The sequence below is a fragment of the Pseudomonas sp. RIT-To-2 genome (assembly GCF_029623465.1).
In the GTDB taxonomy this organism is placed as follows: Bacteria; Pseudomonadota; Gammaproteobacteria; order Pseudomonadales; family Pseudomonadaceae; genus Aquipseudomonas; species Aquipseudomonas silvicola.
Map to the genome: position 1 here is coordinate 153,842 of NZ_JAPYKM010000011.1, position 16,477 is coordinate 170,318.

Sequence of the window (16,477 nt, forward strand, 5' to 3'; positions counted from 1 at the left end):
CGACTAATCCTCAGAGAGCGTTGAGCAACGTGGAAAAGGTGTCTTGGGCCGTCTTGATGATTTGCGAGGCGGCGGTGTAGTACTGCTGGTATTTGACCAGGGCAGCGGCCTCGTCATCGAGGTTGACGCCCGACACCGAGTCGCGGTTGGACTTGGCGGTGGCCAGCACCGTCGACGTCGCGCTGGCATCGGTGGAAGCCTGCGATGCCTGGGCGCCGACACCGGAAACCAGGGCGGCATAGGCGGCGGTGAAGCTGATGCCGCCAGTGGCCGAACCGGTACCGACGGTGGCCGACGTCTGCAAGCCCAGCAGCGCGGTGGCGTTGCGGTTGTCAGACGTGCCGCTGGTGTTGAGGCTCACGCTGTAACTGTCGTTGGCCGACGGCGTACCACTGACGGTGGTGGAGAAACTGAAGCTGGTAGGGTTGCCATCGGCGTCGTTGACCGGGTTGCCGCTGCTATCAACGATGGGTACGCTGATGCTCAGGTTGTTGTCCGAGCCGGGGACGATGGTGCCGTTGCCGATGGTGTTGCCCTTGGCGTCGTAGACGGTGTAGGCCTGGGTACCGCTCGACGCGGTGCCGAACACCAGCTTCACGGGCGTGGAATTGTCCAGGCCGGTCTGCAAGGCGGCCTTGGCGGTGCTGTCATCACCATCGACGGTAGTGGTCAGCGACGGCTGGGTGAAGGTGGCTGTGCCCGAGTTGCTGGCACTGGCGGTACCACTGAGCGGCCCTGCGAACGCCAGGGTGCTGGAGTCCGTCATGGTGGTGCTGATTTCGCTGGCAGCGTTGCGCGTCGGGGTGATCTTGAAGCTGTCACCGGCGGCCACGGCATTGCCGCTCAAGGCCAGGGTGAAACCGTCGATCTGCGGCGCTGGTGTGGTGCTCAGGTCGTAGCTGCCCATGTTGGTGCCGTCCGACCGCGTCACGCTGTAGGCGGTGGCGCTGGTGAAGGTCACCTGGTAATCACTGGTGGTCAGCGCGCCGGTATCGGCGATGGTCACGTTGAGGTTGCCCGAGCCTGCGCTGTTGTTCGACGACGCCTGGCTGCGCTGGCTGATGGCCGTGGCGCTGTTGATGCTGGAGAACAGGTTGGAGCCCAGGTTGCCGTTGCTGTCGACACCTTGGGACAACTGGGTGTTGATGGCATCGGACACGGTCAGGGCGATCTGCCCCAGGCTGTTCTGCGCCGGGTTCAGCACGTCACTGCGGTAGCGCAGCAGGCCACCGATGGAGCCGCCGCTGACCACCGAGGTCACGTCGGTGCTGTAGTTGCCGTAGTTGACGGTCAGGGCGTACTGGGACTTGTCGGTGCTGCTCGGTGCGGCGGTCAGGGTGTTGGAGGTGTTGCCGCTGACCAGCGCCTGGCCGGTACCCAGGTACACGTCGTAAGCGCCGCTGCTGTTGGTCTGAACGGTGACGCCCACCAGTTCGTTGAGCGACCGCACGGCTTCGTTGCGCGCATCCAGCAGGCTGTTGGGGGTGTTGCCCGAAGCAGAGGCTGTGGTGATCTGCTGGTTCAGCGAGGCGATCTGCTTGGTGATGTCGTTGACCTGGCCGCTCAGGGTGGTGAGCTGCGAGTTGATGCCCGCGTTTTGCGAAGTGATCTGCGACGAAATGGAGTTGAAGCGGTTGCTCAGGCTCTGGGCAGAGGTCAACAGCAACTGGCGCGACGAGGTGTCGGTGGGGTTGCTGGACGCGGTCTGCAGCGCCGAGAAGAAACTGGTCAACGTGGCGCTGATGCCCGTGGCGCTGTCGGACAGCAGGCTGTCCAGGCTGGCGACGTTGTCGCTGTAGGTAGCGGCATCGGCGCTCAGGGCCGTGGTGGTCTGCAACTGCGAGTCCATGTAGCTGTTGTAGACACGGCGCACGTCGGAAATGGTCGTGCCCGTGCCGACAAAGCCCACGCCGACGTTCTGCATGGCCGCGGCCACGGACGTCGTCGACTCGCGCGAATAGCCGGCGGTCGAAACGTTGGTGATGTTGTTACTGGTGACCGTCAAAGCCGTCTGGCTGGCGTTAAGCCCGGAAAGCCCGATTGAAATCAGTGACATGGTTCAAACCTTATAAGTGGGTGGAGGTACTGCCCAGCGCATAGTTCTGGTAGCCCTTCATCTGCCTGGCTATCTGCGAAATCTTGCTGGCATAGTCCGGGTCAGTCGCGTACCCGGCCTTCTGCAACTCTTTTACGAACTGTTCTGGGTTATCGGCCGACTTCACCACAGCTTGATAGCGATCGTTGTTCTGCAACAGGCTGACCAGGTCGTGGAAACTGTCGGCGTAGGAATCATAGGAACGGAACTGCGCCGTCTCCTTGACCATCTTGCCGTTGCGGAACTCGCTGGTGATGGCGCGCGCCTGGTCGCCCTGCCAGTTGCCGCTGGCCTTGATGCCGAACAGGTTATGGCTGCTCTTGCCGCTCTCGTCACGCATGACTGAGCGCCCCCAGCCGGTTTCCAGCGCCGCCTGCGCCACCAGCACGCTGGGGTCGACGCCGATGCGCGCCGCGGCGTCCTTGGCCAGGGGCAGCATGGTGGCGACGAAGTCGTCGGCCGTGCTGAAGGCTTTCTTCGCGGGCGCCAGCGGTGGCTGGGCCACGCTGCGGCCGATGATGCGTACGTCACCGCTGGCAATGGCCGCCTGGGCCGATTGCCATTCGCCGGCCGCTTCGTTGCTGTCATCACTGTCGGTGCCGGTGGCCGCCGTTTGCGCGGCGCTGACGGCATTGGTGACCTTGATACCGTTGCGCGCCAGGGCTTGGGTCGCGGCCGCCGTCGCCGTGCTGCTGGCGTCGGTGGACGGGGTAATACCGGCCATGACCCGGTCGGCCAGCTTGCTGGGCAGCGACAGACGGCGCTGGTTCATCATCGCCATGTCATTGCTGTGGGCGCTGGCGGCGTTGTTGTTCAGGGCATGCTTGATGTCGGCCGCGGTGTTGCGCCCACCATTGAGCGTGGACAGTGCCGGGGCGTCATGGGCGAACGGGTTGGTGCCGGTGTGCTCCACACCCTTGTTCTTGGATAGCTGACGCATCAGCACGTCCTGCAGGCCGATGCCGTTACCCTGCTTGGACAGGGTAACGGCCAGCTGCTGGTCATACATGGACTGGTATTGCTTGGTGGTCTCGGTGTTCATCGGGTCGTCCTTGCCCAACACATCGTTGGCCGAACGCATGGACTTGAGCATTTCACCGACGAACAGCGACTCGAACTCCTGCGCTACCTTCTTCAGGTTGGCGTCACTGTCGCGGTCACCGGTCTTCAGCGCGTTCAGGCGATTGAGGTCCGTGTAGGCCCCCGAGTCGGCCGGCGTGCTGACACCACCTTTAGGCATATCCATGGTCCGCTACCTCAAATCACGATCAGGTCGGCCTGCAAGGCGCCGGCCTGTTTCAATGCTTCGAGGATGGCCATCAGGTCACTGGGGGCCGCGCCCACCTGGTTGACCGCGCGCACAATCTCATCCAGCGTGGTGCCGGGGCCGAATTTGAACATCGGCTTGGCTTCCTGCTGGGCATTGACCCGGGAACGCGGCACCACGGCGGTCTGGCCGTTGGACAGCGGGCCTGGCTGGCTGACGATCGGGTCTTCGGTGATGGTCACGGTCAGGCTGCCGTGGGTAACCGCGGCAGGCGATACCTTGACGTTCTGGCCGATGACGATGGTACCGGTACGCGAGTTGATGATGACCTTGGCCGCCGCGGCGCCCGGGTCCACTTCCAGGTTTTCCAGCACCGAGATGTAGTCCACGCGCTGGCTGGGGTCGATAGGCGCGGTGACGCGTACCGAGCCACCGTCGATAGCCTGGGCCACGCCTGGGCCGAGCATGTTGTTGATCTTGTCGACAATGTGCTTGGCGGTGGTGAAGTCCGAACGGTTGAGGTTCAGGGTCAGGCTGTTGCCCTGGTTGAAGCCGCTCGGCACCGAACGCTCCACCGAGGCACCGCCGGGAATGCGGCCGGCCGACGGAACGTTGACGGTGATCTTGGAACCGTCCTTGCCTTCGGCGTCGAAGCCGCCCACCACCAGGTTGCCCTGGGCGATGGCGTAGACGTTGCCGTCGATACCCTTGAGCGGGGTCATCAGCAGGCTGCCGCCGCGCAGGCTCTTGGAGTTACCGATGGACGACACGGTGACGTCGATGGTCTGCCCGGGCTTGGAGAACGGTGGCAGGTCGGCGTGGATGGACACCGCTGCGACGTTCTTCAGCTGGGTGGTGCCGGTACCGGTGGGCACCTTGATACCGAACTGCGCCAGCATGTTGTTGAAGGTCTGCAGGGTGAACGGGGTCTGGGTGGTCTGATCACCCGTGCCGTCCAGGCCCACGACCAGGCCGTAGCCGATCAGTTGGTTGGAACGCACGCCGGAAATGCTCGCGATGTCCTTCAACCGCTCGGCCTGGGCAGCGGTTGCCGCGGTCAGGGCCGAAGCGGCGAGCAGGGTCACGGCCATCAGGTGCTTGAGTTTACGCATGGTCGTGGTTACCTAGAAAGGCCAGTAGGGGCTCATGAAGAAACGGTCCAGCCAACCGGTCTGGTTGGACTCGGCGAACGCACCGGTGCCCGAGTAGGTAATGCGTGCATCGGCGACACGGGTCGACGACACGGTGTTGTCGGTGGCGATGTCGTCGGCGCGGATCAAGCCGGCGATGCGCACCAGTTCCTCACCGGTGTTAAGCGTCAGCCACTTCTCGCCACGTACCGACAGGATGCCGTTGGGCAGCACGTCGGCCACGGTCACGGTGATGGAGCCGGTCAGGCTGTTGGCCTGGTCAGCCTTGGCGGTGCCGTCGGTGGCGCGGGTGCCGGTGTAGCCAGCGTCCAGGCTCAACTTGCCGCCAGTGACCGGGTTGGTGGTGGACACGCCACCGCCAAACAGCGAAGTCAGGCCCAGCGAGGTGCTGGAGTCCTTGGTCAGCTTGGAGTCAGCGCTCTTGCTGGCCGCGGTTTTCTCGGCCAGGGTCACGGTGATGATGTCACCCACCCGGAACGCCTTGCGGTCGGTGTACAGGTTCTGGTCGAAACCGGACTGGTAGATGGAGCCGTTGTTCGACGCCGCAGGCAGCGGGGTGCGCGGAAGCACCGGCGCGTAGTACGGGTCATTGGGCTTGGGCGGCGGCGACATGCAACCCGACAACAAAGCGATCCCACTCAAGGCAAGAACACTGGACAAACGACTCATGACACTGACCTCACGGTGTTGCTGGCGCCGACGGCGCCGTGTGGCTGAATTACAGATTCTGAGTGACGTACTGGAGCATCTGGTCAGCCGTCGAGATCACTTTGGAGTTCATCTCGTACGCCCGCTGAGTGGTGATCATGTTCACCAGCTCTTCAACGGTGCTGACGTTGGAGTTTTCCAGGGTGTTCTGCAGGGTGGTGCCGAAACCGTTCAGGCCTGGGGTACCCACTTGCGGCGCGCCGCTGGAAGCGGTTTCCAGGTACAGGTTGCTGCCGATGGCTTGCAGGCCGGCCGGGTTGATGAAGTCGGCGGTCTGCAGGTTGCCGATCACGGTGGACGTGGCGCTGGCGGCGGTGGTGATCGAGACGGTGCCGTCGGTACCCACGGTGAAGGTCTGGGCGTTGGTCGGTACCACGATGGCCGGGTTCAGGGCGTTGCCGCTGGCGGTCACGATCTGGCCGTTGGAGTCCAGGTGGAAGGTACCGTCGCGGGTGTACGCGGTGGTGCCGTCGGCCTGGGTGATCTGGAAGAAACCACGGCCGTTGATGGCCATGTCCAGCGGCTGGTCAGTGGTGGCCAGGCTGCCGGCAGTGAAGTTCTTCTGGGTGCCGACGATGCGCACACCGGTACCCAGTTGCAGGCCGGACGGCAGTTCGGTGTCCGTGGTGGAGTTGGCACCCGGTTGACGCTTGGTCTGATAGAGCAGGTCCTGGAACTCGGCGCGGTCGGCCTTGAAGCCGGTGGTCGAAACGTTGGCCAGGTTGTTGGAAATGGTGGTCAGGTTCATGTCCTGAGCAGCCAGGCCGGTCTTGCTGACGTAAAGTGCCGGAAGCATTCTGTTCTCCTATGTGCGCGCCTGTTTTTCGCCGCGCCCAGTCATTTATCAGGTGTTCTGCAAGACCCGCGCCATGGATTCATCATCCTCCTTGGCGGTAGTCATCATCTTGATGTGCAATTCGAACTGTTTGGACAAGGCCAGCACCGAGGTCATCTCTTCCACGGCATTGACGTTGCTGGCCTGCAGGAACCCGGAGGTGATGCTGGAGGTGGCATCGGCCGCCGCTGGCTGGCCATCCTTGGTGTGCAGCAGGCCATCGGTGCCCTTGACCAGGTTGCGCGGGTCGGGCTTGACCAGCTTGATGCGGTCTACCTGGGCCATCACTTCCGGGCCTTCGCCCATGGAGCGGATGCTGATGGTGCCGTCGCTACCCACTTCGATCTGCTGCTCGGGCGGCACGGCGATCGGGCCGCCGTTGCCCATGACCGGCAAACCGTTGCCGTCGCGCAGCACGCCCAGCGCGTCGACGTTCATGCTGGCCATGCGCACATAGCCTTCGCTGCCGTCCGGGGCCTGCACGGCGATGTAGCTATCACCGTCAGCGGACACGTCCAGGTCACGACCGGTCGCCACCATGGCACCGGGGGTGAAATCGGTGCCGGGGCTTTCGGTCATGGCGTAGGCACGCGACGCATATACGTCACCAAACACCGGCATGGAGCGGGCCTGTTCCAGGTCGCGCTGAAAGCCGTTGGTGGAAACGTTGGCCAGGTTGTTGGCGTGAGCCTTCATCGCCAACGAGTTCTGGTTGGCGCCGGTCATTGCCACGTAAAGCATTTTGTCCAAGGTATGTCTCCCATGACGGGCGAATGCCGCCCAGCACTGTACTGGCAGGGACAAAGCAACAAGCGGGCCAAGGTTGAAAAAGCCTTTGTACACCCGGTGTTACAGGCACATCGGCATGCAGGGCGCCCTTCCCCGCCCGGCAGCAGAGACGGAAAAACGGCGCGTGGTTGCCGGTTGGCGGCAAGGGCGCGTCAGAAAACCTTGATTCAGCCCGCGGCGCAGGTGTGGGGCTGGCGGGCAAGCCCGTGTTTGCAGGGCGCACAGCCCTCGATTCTGCAGACATGAAAAACCCGGGCATCTAGCCCGGGTCTTGTGCTGCAGCCACAACCATCAGGTCATCTGGATGGTGGTCTGCATGATGGTGCTTTCGGTGGAAATGGTCTTGGCGTTGGCCTGGTAGTTGGACTGCGCCTTGATCAGGTTCACCAGCTCCTGGGTCAGGTCGACGTTGGAGTCTTCCAGCGAGGAAGCGGTCAGGTCACCCATGGTGCCCGTGCCTGGGGTACCGATCACCGGCACGCCCGAGGCATAGGTTTCGCGCCAGTCGGTACCACCGGCCGGGCTCAGGCCCTGGACGTTGGCGAAGTTGGCGAGCGCGACCTGACCGATGATGTTGGTCTTGCCGTTGGTGAAGGTGGCGGTCAGCTGGCCAGTGTCACTGACCGACAGGGCCGACAGTTCGCCGGTGGCGTAGCCGTCCTGGTCCTTGGCAGTAGTGGCCGAAGTGGCGTTGTACTGGGTCAGGTTGGTCATGTCCAGGTTGATCGAGGTCGAAGCCGTCGAACCGTTGGATGCCCAGGTACCATCAGTGGCCTCGGCGGCCGGCACCCAGTTGGACAGGTCGAAGGTACCGTCGGCGTTGACACCCAGCGAGGTGGAAGTACCGGCCGTCTGGGTGTAGCTGTAGGAGCCATCGGAGTTGAACGTGATGGTGTTGGCCATCGGCGTGGCACCGGCATCAACGTTGGTGGTGCTGTCGACGTTGGTCGCCGGCGACACGGGGTTGCGGCCGTCGATGGTGGTGTACATGGTCCAGGTGTTGGCCGTGTCATCCTTCACGAAGTACTGGTTCAGCTGGTGGGCGTTGCCCTGGCTGTCGTACACGTCGGTGTTGAAGGTGTAGTTGTAGCTGCTGGTGTTGCTGGCACTGAACGGGGTGACGGTCGGGGCGGTCGCGCTGGAGTTCAGGTTGACGGTTTCCGAGATCGAGCTGGTGGCTTTGGGCGCCAGGTTCGAGGTGTCGATGGCCAGGTTCGACAGCACGCCGGAGGTCAGCTTGCCGGTGGTGTCGGTGGTGTAGCCCTGCAGGTTGTTACCGCTGGAGTCGACGATGTTGCCCGATTTGTCGCTGTAGAACGCACCGGCACGGGTATACAGCTTCGAGCCGTTGTCGCTCAGCACGAAGAAGCCGTTGCCGTTGATGGCCATGTCCAGGCTGTTGCCGGTGGATTCGATGTTGCCCTGGGTGAACTGTTGCGATACGGCGGCGGTGGTCACACCGCTACCGACCGTGGTCTTGCCCGAGGTGCCACGGATGGAGGCCGCGTACTGGTCGGCGAATTCTGCGCGCGACGATTTGAAACCGGTGGTGGCGACGTTGGCAATGTTGTTGCCGGTGACGTCCAGGGCTTTGTTGGCTGCTGCCAGGCCACTGAGGCCGACGTTGAAAGACATGTTTTCACTCCTGCGCCGTAGCCGGCATTAAATTCCGATGGTTTGGACAGCAGACAGGGCAACACTGGAGCCCGTTGCAAGGTTCAGCGTCATGGCGCCACCGCTGGTGGTGGCCATGGTCACGCTGTTGACCGTGGTCGGCAGGTTGGTGGTCATCACGGTCGAGGTACCGTCGACGGTGGCCACTGCCTTGAAGGTGTAGATGCCGGAGGCCGCGGTGTTACCGTCGCCATCCTTGCCATCCCAGGTAAAGTTGTAGGTGCCGGCCGACTGGGTACCCATGTCCAGGGTACGCACCAGGGTGCCGTCACTGCTGTAGACGCCCACGGTGTTGCTGGTGCTGGAGTCGGTGAGGTTCACCGAGCCCGTCAGGCCTTTGCTGGTGTCGACGTCGGCGGTAGTGCCGGTGACGGTCACCGAGTGGCCAACCAGCGAGGAAGCCTGCAGGGCCTGGGACGACTGGTACGAAGTGAGGATGGTGCTCACCGAGTCATTGAGGCTCTGCATGCTTTCCAGGCTGCTGAACTGGGCCAGCTGGGAAACGAATGCGGTGTTGTCCTGCGGGTCCAGAGGGTTCTGGTTCTGCATCTGGGTAACCAGCAATTGCAGGAACGCGTCCTTGCCCAAGGCGCTGCCAGCGGTACCGGTGGAGCTGTCAGTGGTACTGGTGGTCTTCTGCAGCGCGGTCAGAACGGATGAAGCCGAGGTGCTGTCGGTAGTCGTGGTCATGCTGTTTCGCCCCTATCACTGACCCAGGGTCAGGACTTTCTGCATCATTGTTTTCGCGGTATTCATGATGTCCGCGTTGGTCTGGAACGAACGGCTGGCGGAGATCATGTCGGCCATCTCCTCCACCACGTTGACGTTGGGGTAGTACACGTAACCGTCTTTGTTGGCGGCGGGGTTCTTCGGTTCGTAACGGGCTTCCAGATTGCTCTGGTCCTCGACCACGCCCGACACCTGCACACCGCTACCGGCGGCGTCCTGATCCTGGAACAGCGAACCGCTGTCGCCGGTGGCCTGGGTCTGGTCGAACACGGTAGCGAACACCGGGTGACGTGCGCGGTAGGTCTGGTCGATGCTCGACGAGACGGTCTCGGCGTTGGCGATGTTACTGGCGACGGTGTTCAGGCGAGTGGTCTGGGCACTCATGCCGGTACCGGCAATGTTGAAGACGCTGGCTAGAGACATGAATCATTCTCCCCGGATGGCTGAGACCAGCCCTTTGAATTTGGCGTTTAGCAGGGTGAAGCTGGCCTGGAAGTTCACCGAGTTCTGCGCGTAGTTGGCCTGTTCGACCTGCGCGTCCACGGTGTTCTGGTCCAGCGACGGCTGGCTGGGGGTGCGGTACAGCAATTGCTGGTCACCCACGTTCACGCCTTCGGCTTCGATGTGGTTGGCGTTGGTCCGCTCCAGTTCGAAGGTGCCGTTCTGGCGCTTGTCGCTTTCGGCCTGCAGCACGGCAGCGAAGTCCAGGTCACGCGCCTTGTAGTTGGGCGTGTCGGCGTTGGCCAGGTTGTTGGCCAGCACTTCGGCGCGCTGGGCACGAAAGGCCAGGGCCTGTTCGTGGATGCCTAGGGCTTTGTCGAAACTGATGCTCATGGTGGAGACCTGTAAACGGCGGACCGGATGTTGGTGACTGAGAGATAGCAAGGGCCGTGCCAGATTGGAAACAGCCCGGTTTTGCTGGGTTTGGCAGGAAGCGGCAAGCGGCGCTGCCAGAAAAGCGGCAAGGGAATTCCGCTGGGTGCCAACAAAGCGGCAAGGTGGGGTTGCCGCGCGGCGCCCGGGGCGCGGCCAGGTCCGCTGCTATGACGGGGGGAAGAACAACAAAGGCCCCGAAGGGCCTTTGCATTATTTCGCCTGGTAGATGATGCCCGGGCTGCACTGAACCATCTGGTAATGGTCCGGCAGGCCGTTGAGCGCTTCCGATGCTCCCAGGAACAGGTACCCACCAGGTTTGAGGGTGCCATGGATGCGCATCAGGATGTCTTTCTTCACCTGTGCAGAGAAATAGATCAGCACGTTGCGGCAGAACACCACGTCGAACTTGCCCAGGGCAGCGTAGCTGTCCAGCAGGTTGAAGGAACGGAATTCCACACGGCTGCGGATGGGTGCCTTCACTGCCCAGCGGCCGGGGGCCTTGGTGTCGAAGTAGCGTTGCAGGCGGTCAGCCGATAGCCCACGGCCAATGGCCAGGCTGTCGTACTCGCCGCTTTTGCAGTTGGTCAGCATGGAACCGGACAGGTCGGTGGCAACGATCTGCGCGCCGCCCTTGAGCTGTCCCAGGTTGGTACGCTCGAACTCATCGATGGTCATCGACAGCGAGTACGGCTCCTGACCCGAGGAGCATGCCGCCGACCAGATGCGCAGCCGCTGGCCCGGCGAGTTCTTGACGAACTCGGGCAGCACCTTGTTCTTCATGACTTCGAAGGGGTAGGTATCGCGAAACCACAGGGTCTCGTTGGTGGTCATCGCGTCCACTACCTGCTCGCGCAGGCCACTGCGCGGCTGGGTCTGGATGCGCTGCACCAGTTCGCCCAGGGACTTGATGCCCTGCTGTTCCATGAGCTTGTTGAGACGGCTGGAAACAAGATATTGCTTGTTCTCGCCCAACAGAATGCCACAGGCTTTTTCCAGGAAGACCCGGAACTGTTCGAAATCCAAATTACCCGTAGACAATGGTGCCGCCTCTCAAATCGTCTGTCGTGTCCGGGGCGCAGGCGCCCCGGTCGTTAGCTTGCTGCCTTGATACGGTCTACAACCCGTTGTGCCAGATCATCGGGCCGGAACTTGGCCAGAAAATCGTCCGCCCCCACCTTCTTGACCATGGCCTGGTTGAACACACCCGACAAGGACGTGTGCAGGGTGATGTGCAGGTTTTTCATGCGTGGATCGCTGCGAATCTCCGCAGTCAAGGTATAGCCGTCCATCTCGGGCATTTCGATGTCGGAAATCATCATGAGGAATTCTTCCTCGGGACGTTTGCCTTCATCCACCAGCTTGCGCAGGTAATCCAGCGCCTGGCGCCCATCATTCAAGGCTACCACTTCCACACCCACCGTCTGCAAACAGCGCGTGACCTGCTTGCGCGCCACCGAGGAGTCATCGACGGTCAGCACGCGCAGTGAAACCGCTTTGTTCTGGGTCTCCACGTCCACCACACCGGCGGAAATCGACTCCGAGGTGGGGGCCACTTCGGCGAGGATTTTCTCCACATCGATGATTTCGACGAGCTGATTGTCCACGCGAGTCACGGCCGTCAGGTAGTGATCACGGCCGGTGCCCTTGGGTGGCGGATGGATCTCCTCCCAGTTCATGTTGACGATGCGCTCCACCGAGTGCACCAGGAAGCCCTGAATCTTGGTGTTGTACTCCGTGATGATCACGAAGGTGTTCTTGATGTCCTGCTGCAAACTGCGCCCACCGGTCGCCAACGCCAGGTCGAGGATCGGAATGGTTGCCCCACGAATATTCGCGACACCGCGCACTACCGGGCTGGACCTGGGCATCATGGTCAGGTTCGGGCACTGCAACACCTCCCGTACCTTGAACACGTTGATGCCATAGAGCTGCGACCCGTTGAGACGGAACAACAGAAGCTCCAGGCGGTTCTGCCCTACCAGTTGAGTGCGCTGGTTCACCGAATCCATTACACCAGCCATGCCTGTGACTCCTTAAAACTTCGCTTGGAACGTAACTGCCCACTGAGTCGGCACGCCCCTTGCTTTTTATAGTGTATGAACGCAAAAACGACATTTTCCCGACGCATGGCACAGAGGTTACTCTGCGGGCTTGCTGCGGTCTGCATTTTTGGATTCGGCAGTGCCTCCCAGGCCGAGGAATTCACAACTCCTGAGCAACTTATCGGTACCACCCAGGGTTTTCTTGAGTTCACGGTAGAAGATTATCTGGCAACCAGCCAGACCGAAGGCCGTTATGAGATTCAGGTCAACACGCTGGACCCGCGCTTGCACATGGGGCTATGCGACAAGGAATTGACAGCAGCCCTGCAAAGCCCTGCCACTCCTATCGGCCGAGTGTCGGTACGGGTGCGCTGTGAAGGCAGTTCGCCGTGGACGGTGTTCGTCCCCGCCCAGGTGAAACTGTTTCGCGATGTGGTCACCACCACCCGTCCACTCAAGCGCGACAGCGTGATCGAGGATGGCGACGTGGCCATGCGTGAGCGCGACGTAAGCCTGCTGAGCCAGGGCTACCTGACCGCCCTGGACCAGGCCGTGGGGCAGAAGCTTCTCCGACCAACGGTAAATGACCAGGTATTGAGCCCCGCGCACGTGGAAGCCCCCGACACCATCAAGAAGGGCGACAACGTGGTCATCACCGCCACAACCGGCAGCCTGGCGGTGAAAATGCCTGGCGAGGCATTGTCCAAAGGGGCCATGAGCGAGCAGATCCGGGTGCGCAACCTGAACTCCAACCGTGTGATCAAAGCCCGTGTCACCGGGCCTGGCCAAGTGGAAGTGGCTATGTAAACGCTGGCGGTTCGCGGCGTATTTTCCTAGACTGGAGGCCATTGCAGCCCCCAGCCTTGGTGCATCGGCGCTTTGTATCAAAGTGCCTAAAGTTATTCGGGGTTTGGCCGAAAACAAGGCAAGCGTCCAAATACCCAGAGGTTTTCATTATGGTTATCGACTTCAGTCGTTTGAACAATTCCTCGCAGGTGTCGACCTCGACACGTACGAGCGGCAGCACTGGCACCACCGACACGTCGGTGAACACCGATGCCAGCGCAACCACTACGTCCACTGGCAGCACCAGCGGCGGGGAATCCGTACACCTGAGTTCCGAGGCTCAGCAGTTGCAGAAAGTCACTGACAAGCTGCGCGACCAGCCGACCGTCGACAGCGCCCGCGTGGCGCAGTTGAAAGCGGCCGTTGCCGATGGCAGCTATAAAGTGGACAGCAGCCGCGTAGCCAGCAAACTGCTAAATTTCGAAGCCCAGCGCTAGGGCCACGGCCCTGCGCAGAGGCTTCTGGACGCTTGAATACCAGAGCCAGCCATGCACGACAGAAACCTGCTGCTGTTGATTGAAGAAGATATTGCCCCGGCCCAGCAACTGCTTGCCTTGCTGCAGCACGAGTCGCTGGCGCTGCACGGCCGCGACATGCCGCTGCTGGAAAATATCCTGGCGCAAAAACAGTCGTTGATCGTTCTGCTGGAACAGCATGGCCGTAAACGCACCGAGATCCTGCTCACTCTCAAGTTGACCCCCGACCGTAATGGTCTCGAGATCCTTGCCCAACACTCGCACCTGGGAGCCGACCTGCTGGCCCGGGGCGACCTGCTCACGGGGCTGCTGGCCGATTGCCAGGCAGTGAATGAACAGAACGGCAAGCTGATCCGTCTGCAACAACTCACCACCGCCAACCAGATGCGTATACTCATGGGCGGTGAAACCCCCTCGCTTTATGATGCCCGAGGCTCCACGTCCAAGCTGGCCAAGCCTCGCCCGCTCAGTCAGGCTTGATTTTGCTCACCAAGGCGTGGAACATGCTGCCATAACGCCAGCACCTGCGTGTGTCGTTTTTTGCCTGGAGATTGATGAACCGTGTTCAACGCCACAAACGCGGAAGACGCTCCGCAGCCACCCAAGGTGCTGACAACGCCCCTGGAAATCGCCGCCAACCTGCGCGCGCTGCTGCAGAGCCATGATCCTTTGATCATTACTTTTCACGAGCGCAGCCAGCGCTTCCAGACCTACCTGGTCGAACTGGACCGTGACAGCAATGTCCTGGCGTTCGATGAGATGATCCCGCGCGACGGTGAAAAATTTCTCGCCGCAGGCGAACCCTTCAAGGTCGAAGGCTTTCATGATGGCGTACGCATCGCCTGGGAAGTCAATGAAACCCTGAGCATCGATGAAAATGAAGGCGGCCGCGTCTACCACGGCACCCTGCCGAACGAAGTGGTCTACCACCAGCGTCGCAACGCCTTTCGCGCCGCGCTGAAGTTGGCCCACCTGGTGGACGTCACGTTGGCAGGTGAAAAGCTCAAGGGCGAGTTCACCGGCAAGCTGCTGGACATCTCCGCCACCGGTTGCAAGCTGCGCTTTGAAGGTGACATCTCCGAACGCCTGCAACTGGGCCAGGTGTATGACCGCTTCGTCGCCAACCTGCCCTTCGGCAAGATGACCGCACCGGTGGAACTGCGCTACCTGCATTACGAAGAGCGCATCAACACCACCTTCGCCGGCACCCGCTTTCACAACATGAGCGGACTGGTGCAGCGCCAGGTAGAGCGCTTTGTATTCGACCTGCAGCGCGAGGCGCGACGCTTCGACAAGGACGATTACTGAGGCCTCCCTGGCCATGAAAAAAGCCCCCATCGCTGCGGGCTTTTTTGTGGCTGCTGGAAACTACTGCTCTTCTTCGCTGACGCTACGGCCGACCTTGCGACCATCACCCATTTCCGCGGCCTCGTCGGCCTCATCGGCCAAAGGCTCGACGCCTTCATGGGGCGGGGGCATATCGTGCACCGGGTCCGGGATGACGTGCATCTGGTCGTGCACCGACTGTTCGTCGACCCGCGGGTCGAGCGCGGCCACCAGTGGCGAGCTGGTCATGCTGTCGGGCATGGCCACATGATGCAGCGGGGCATCGTCGACCTGGTGCAGGTTGGTGACGGCCTTGGGCCGGATACGCCACACCAGGATCAGGGCGAAGAAGCTGAAGAAGGCATACAGGCTCTGGCTGCCGAAGAACTTCATCAGCACACCGGCGGCCAACGGCCCGACACTGGCGCCGATCCCGTAGGTGACCAGCAGCATGGCGGTCAGCGATACCCGGCGCTCCGGCTCCACGTGGTCATTGGCGAAAGCGTTGGCCAGTGGGTAGAGGCAGAACTGCAGCAGCGACACCAGGAAACCCACCCCGAAAAGCATCTCCAAGGGCACGCTGGGGAACACCGCCAGCGGCAACGCGGCAATCGCCAGGCACAGGGCAAAACTGCGGATCAGCACGGCACGGTCGTAGCGGTCGGATAGCCAACCCAGGGGCCATTGCACCAGCAGCCCGGCGAAGATGCAGCACCCCATGAACAAACCGACCTGCTCGGTGCTCAGGCCCTGCTGGGAGGCGTACAGCGGCGCCAGGCCATAGAACGAACCGACGATCAGCCCCGAGCCCAGCACCGTGCTGAGAGACTGCGGGACGCGCTTGAGGAAGAAGCGTGGCTCCATGGGGGCCGGTTTGAGCGGTGCCGGGTGAATGCGCTGGGTCATCGCCACCGGCACCAGGCACAGGGCGAAGCACAGGGCGACCAGCATCAGCAGCTCCAGGCCCAACTGCGGGTGCATGACCAGAATCAGTTGGCCCAGCACCAGCCCCAGGTAGGAGGCAATCATGTAGCCACTGAACACCACCCCGCGCTGCTTGGCCTCGGCCTGCTCGTTGAGCCAGCTCTCGATGACCATGTACTGGCACATCATGCCCAGGCCAACGATCATCCGCAGGAACAGCCACGCAGGCAGGTAGTCGACCAGGCCATGGCCCAGAACGGCGGCGCAGACGATGCCGGCGCAGGTGGTGTAGGCGCGGATGTGACCCACCCTGCCAATCAACCGGTGGCCCAGCTTGCCACCCAGCACCAGGCCAAAGTAGTTGGCCGCCATCAGGGCACCGACCCACAGGCCGTCCACCTGCTCGGCGGCCAGGCGCAGGGCCAGGTAAGTGCTTAACAGGCCCGAGCCGATCAACATCATCAACGCGGCGAAATACAGCGCTCGAAAGGGTTTCCAGATCTGGCGCATCGGCGTTCCGAGCGGCTCCTTGAGTGAGGTGGGACAGCGGTTGAAGGGTAGGTACCGCAGGATGAATGAGCAAGCCGCGCCATTATGCCTGAGCAGGTCGGGCGTGCCTTCAGGGGATTGTTACCCATGACACAGGCTTCGACGAAGGGCAGCTTGAAGCGTTCCCCATCGGCGGCGTTTTCGCTGCGGGTCGCGTCAGGGGCACGGTGGTAAACCTGCCGAACGCCAG

The 16,477-nt window shown here is 62.0% G+C and carries 17 protein-coding genes; 4 read left to right on the forward strand and 13 right to left on the reverse strand.

Annotated features, from left to right (window positions below):
• Nucleotides 1–10: 10 nt before the first annotated feature.
• The 12 genes from flgK to QBK88_RS12805 form a co-directional block, all read right to left on the reverse strand.
• Nucleotides 11–2,056, reverse strand: a complete 2,046-nt coding sequence (gene flgK, locus QBK88_RS12750; protein ID WP_277962298.1) for a flagellar hook-associated protein FlgK — start codon at nucleotides 2,054–2,056, stop codon at nucleotides 11–13.
• A 10-nt stretch (nucleotides 2,057–2,066) separates the two neighbouring features.
• A complete protein-coding gene (flgJ, locus tag QBK88_RS12755) occupies nucleotides 2,067–3,341 on the reverse strand; it encodes a flagellar assembly peptidoglycan hydrolase FlgJ (RefSeq protein ID WP_268144575.1) in 1,275 nt (424 codons plus the stop codon).
• Nucleotides 3,342–3,352: 11 nt separating this feature from the next.
• The gene (locus QBK88_RS12760) at nucleotides 3,353–4,474 is read right to left on the reverse strand and encodes a flagellar basal body P-ring protein FlgI (RefSeq protein ID WP_268144577.1); all 1,122 of its coding nucleotides are present in this window, start codon (nucleotides 4,472–4,474) and stop codon (nucleotides 3,353–3,355) included.
• A 12-nt stretch (nucleotides 4,475–4,486) separates the two neighbouring features.
• Nucleotides 4,487–5,182 (reverse strand): flagellar basal body L-ring protein FlgH, encoded by a 696-nt coding sequence (flgH, locus tag QBK88_RS12765; protein WP_158154697.1) that lies wholly within the window; start codon nucleotides 5,180–5,182, stop codon nucleotides 4,487–4,489.
• A gap of 49 nt (nucleotides 5,183–5,231) precedes the next feature.
• Entirely contained in the window at nucleotides 5,232–6,017 is a 786-nt protein-coding gene (flgG, locus tag QBK88_RS12770; protein WP_268144580.1) for a flagellar basal-body rod protein FlgG, read from the reverse strand.
• A gap of 48 nt (nucleotides 6,018–6,065) precedes the next feature.
• Nucleotides 6,066–6,806, reverse strand: a complete 741-nt coding sequence (locus QBK88_RS12775; protein WP_268144581.1) for a flagellar basal body rod protein FlgF — start codon at nucleotides 6,804–6,806, stop codon at nucleotides 6,066–6,068.
• A 330-nt stretch (nucleotides 6,807–7,136) separates the two neighbouring features.
• Nucleotides 7,137–8,480, reverse strand: a complete 1,344-nt coding sequence (flgE, locus tag QBK88_RS12780; protein ID WP_277962299.1) for a flagellar hook protein FlgE — start codon at nucleotides 8,478–8,480, stop codon at nucleotides 7,137–7,139.
• Nucleotides 8,481–8,507: 27 nt separating this feature from the next.
• The gene (locus tag QBK88_RS12785; RefSeq protein WP_268144583.1) at nucleotides 8,508–9,209 is read right to left on the reverse strand and encodes a flagellar hook assembly protein FlgD; all 702 of its coding nucleotides are present in this window, start codon (nucleotides 9,207–9,209) and stop codon (nucleotides 8,508–8,510) included.
• 15 nt (nucleotides 9,210–9,224) lie between these two features.
• Nucleotides 9,225–9,671, reverse strand: coding sequence for a flagellar basal body rod protein FlgC (gene flgC / locus QBK88_RS12790; RefSeq protein WP_268144585.1), 447 nt, complete (start codon nucleotides 9,669–9,671; stop codon nucleotides 9,225–9,227).
• Between the two features lie 3 nt (nucleotides 9,672–9,674).
• On the reverse strand, nucleotides 9,675–10,082 hold the full coding sequence (gene flgB / locus QBK88_RS12795; protein WP_268144586.1) for a flagellar basal body rod protein FlgB: 408 nt from the start codon (nucleotides 10,080–10,082) through the stop codon (nucleotides 9,675–9,677).
• A 252-nt stretch (nucleotides 10,083–10,334) separates the two neighbouring features.
• Entirely contained in the window at nucleotides 10,335–11,162 is an 828-nt protein-coding gene (cheR, locus tag QBK88_RS12800) for a protein-glutamate O-methyltransferase CheR (protein WP_268144587.1), read from the reverse strand.
• A gap of 53 nt (nucleotides 11,163–11,215) precedes the next feature.
• Complete coding sequence (locus QBK88_RS12805) at nucleotides 11,216–12,145, reverse strand: chemotaxis protein CheV (RefSeq protein ID WP_268144588.1); 930 nt, start codon at nucleotides 12,143–12,145, stop codon at nucleotides 11,216–11,218.
• A 75-nt stretch (nucleotides 12,146–12,220) separates the two neighbouring features.
• Between QBK88_RS12805 and flgA the strand changes: the two genes are divergently transcribed.
• The 4 genes from flgA (at nucleotide 12,221) to QBK88_RS12825 (ending at nucleotide 14,796) form a co-directional block, all read left to right on the forward strand.
• On the forward strand, nucleotides 12,221–12,973 hold the full coding sequence (gene flgA / locus QBK88_RS12810) for a flagellar basal body P-ring formation chaperone FlgA (protein WP_268144589.1): 753 nt from the start codon (nucleotides 12,221–12,223) through the stop codon (nucleotides 12,971–12,973).
• 149 nt (nucleotides 12,974–13,122) lie between these two features.
• A complete protein-coding gene (flgM, locus tag QBK88_RS12815) occupies nucleotides 13,123–13,449 on the forward strand; it encodes a flagellar biosynthesis anti-sigma factor FlgM (RefSeq protein ID WP_268144591.1) in 327 nt (108 codons plus the stop codon).
• Between the two features lie 51 nt (nucleotides 13,450–13,500).
• On the forward strand, nucleotides 13,501–13,968 hold the full coding sequence (locus QBK88_RS12820; RefSeq protein ID WP_277962300.1) for a flagellar protein FlgN: 468 nt from the start codon (nucleotides 13,501–13,503) through the stop codon (nucleotides 13,966–13,968).
• A gap of 81 nt (nucleotides 13,969–14,049) precedes the next feature.
• Complete coding sequence (locus QBK88_RS12825) at nucleotides 14,050–14,796, forward strand: flagellar brake protein (protein ID WP_277962301.1); 747 nt, start codon at nucleotides 14,050–14,052, stop codon at nucleotides 14,794–14,796.
• 60 nt (nucleotides 14,797–14,856) lie between these two features.
• On the opposite strand, the gene QBK88_RS12830 is transcribed toward QBK88_RS12825, so the two are convergent.
• Nucleotides 14,857–16,248 (reverse strand): MFS transporter, encoded by a 1,392-nt coding sequence (locus QBK88_RS12830; RefSeq protein WP_277962302.1) that lies wholly within the window; start codon nucleotides 16,246–16,248, stop codon nucleotides 14,857–14,859.
• Nucleotides 16,249–16,477: the final 229 nt, after the last annotated feature.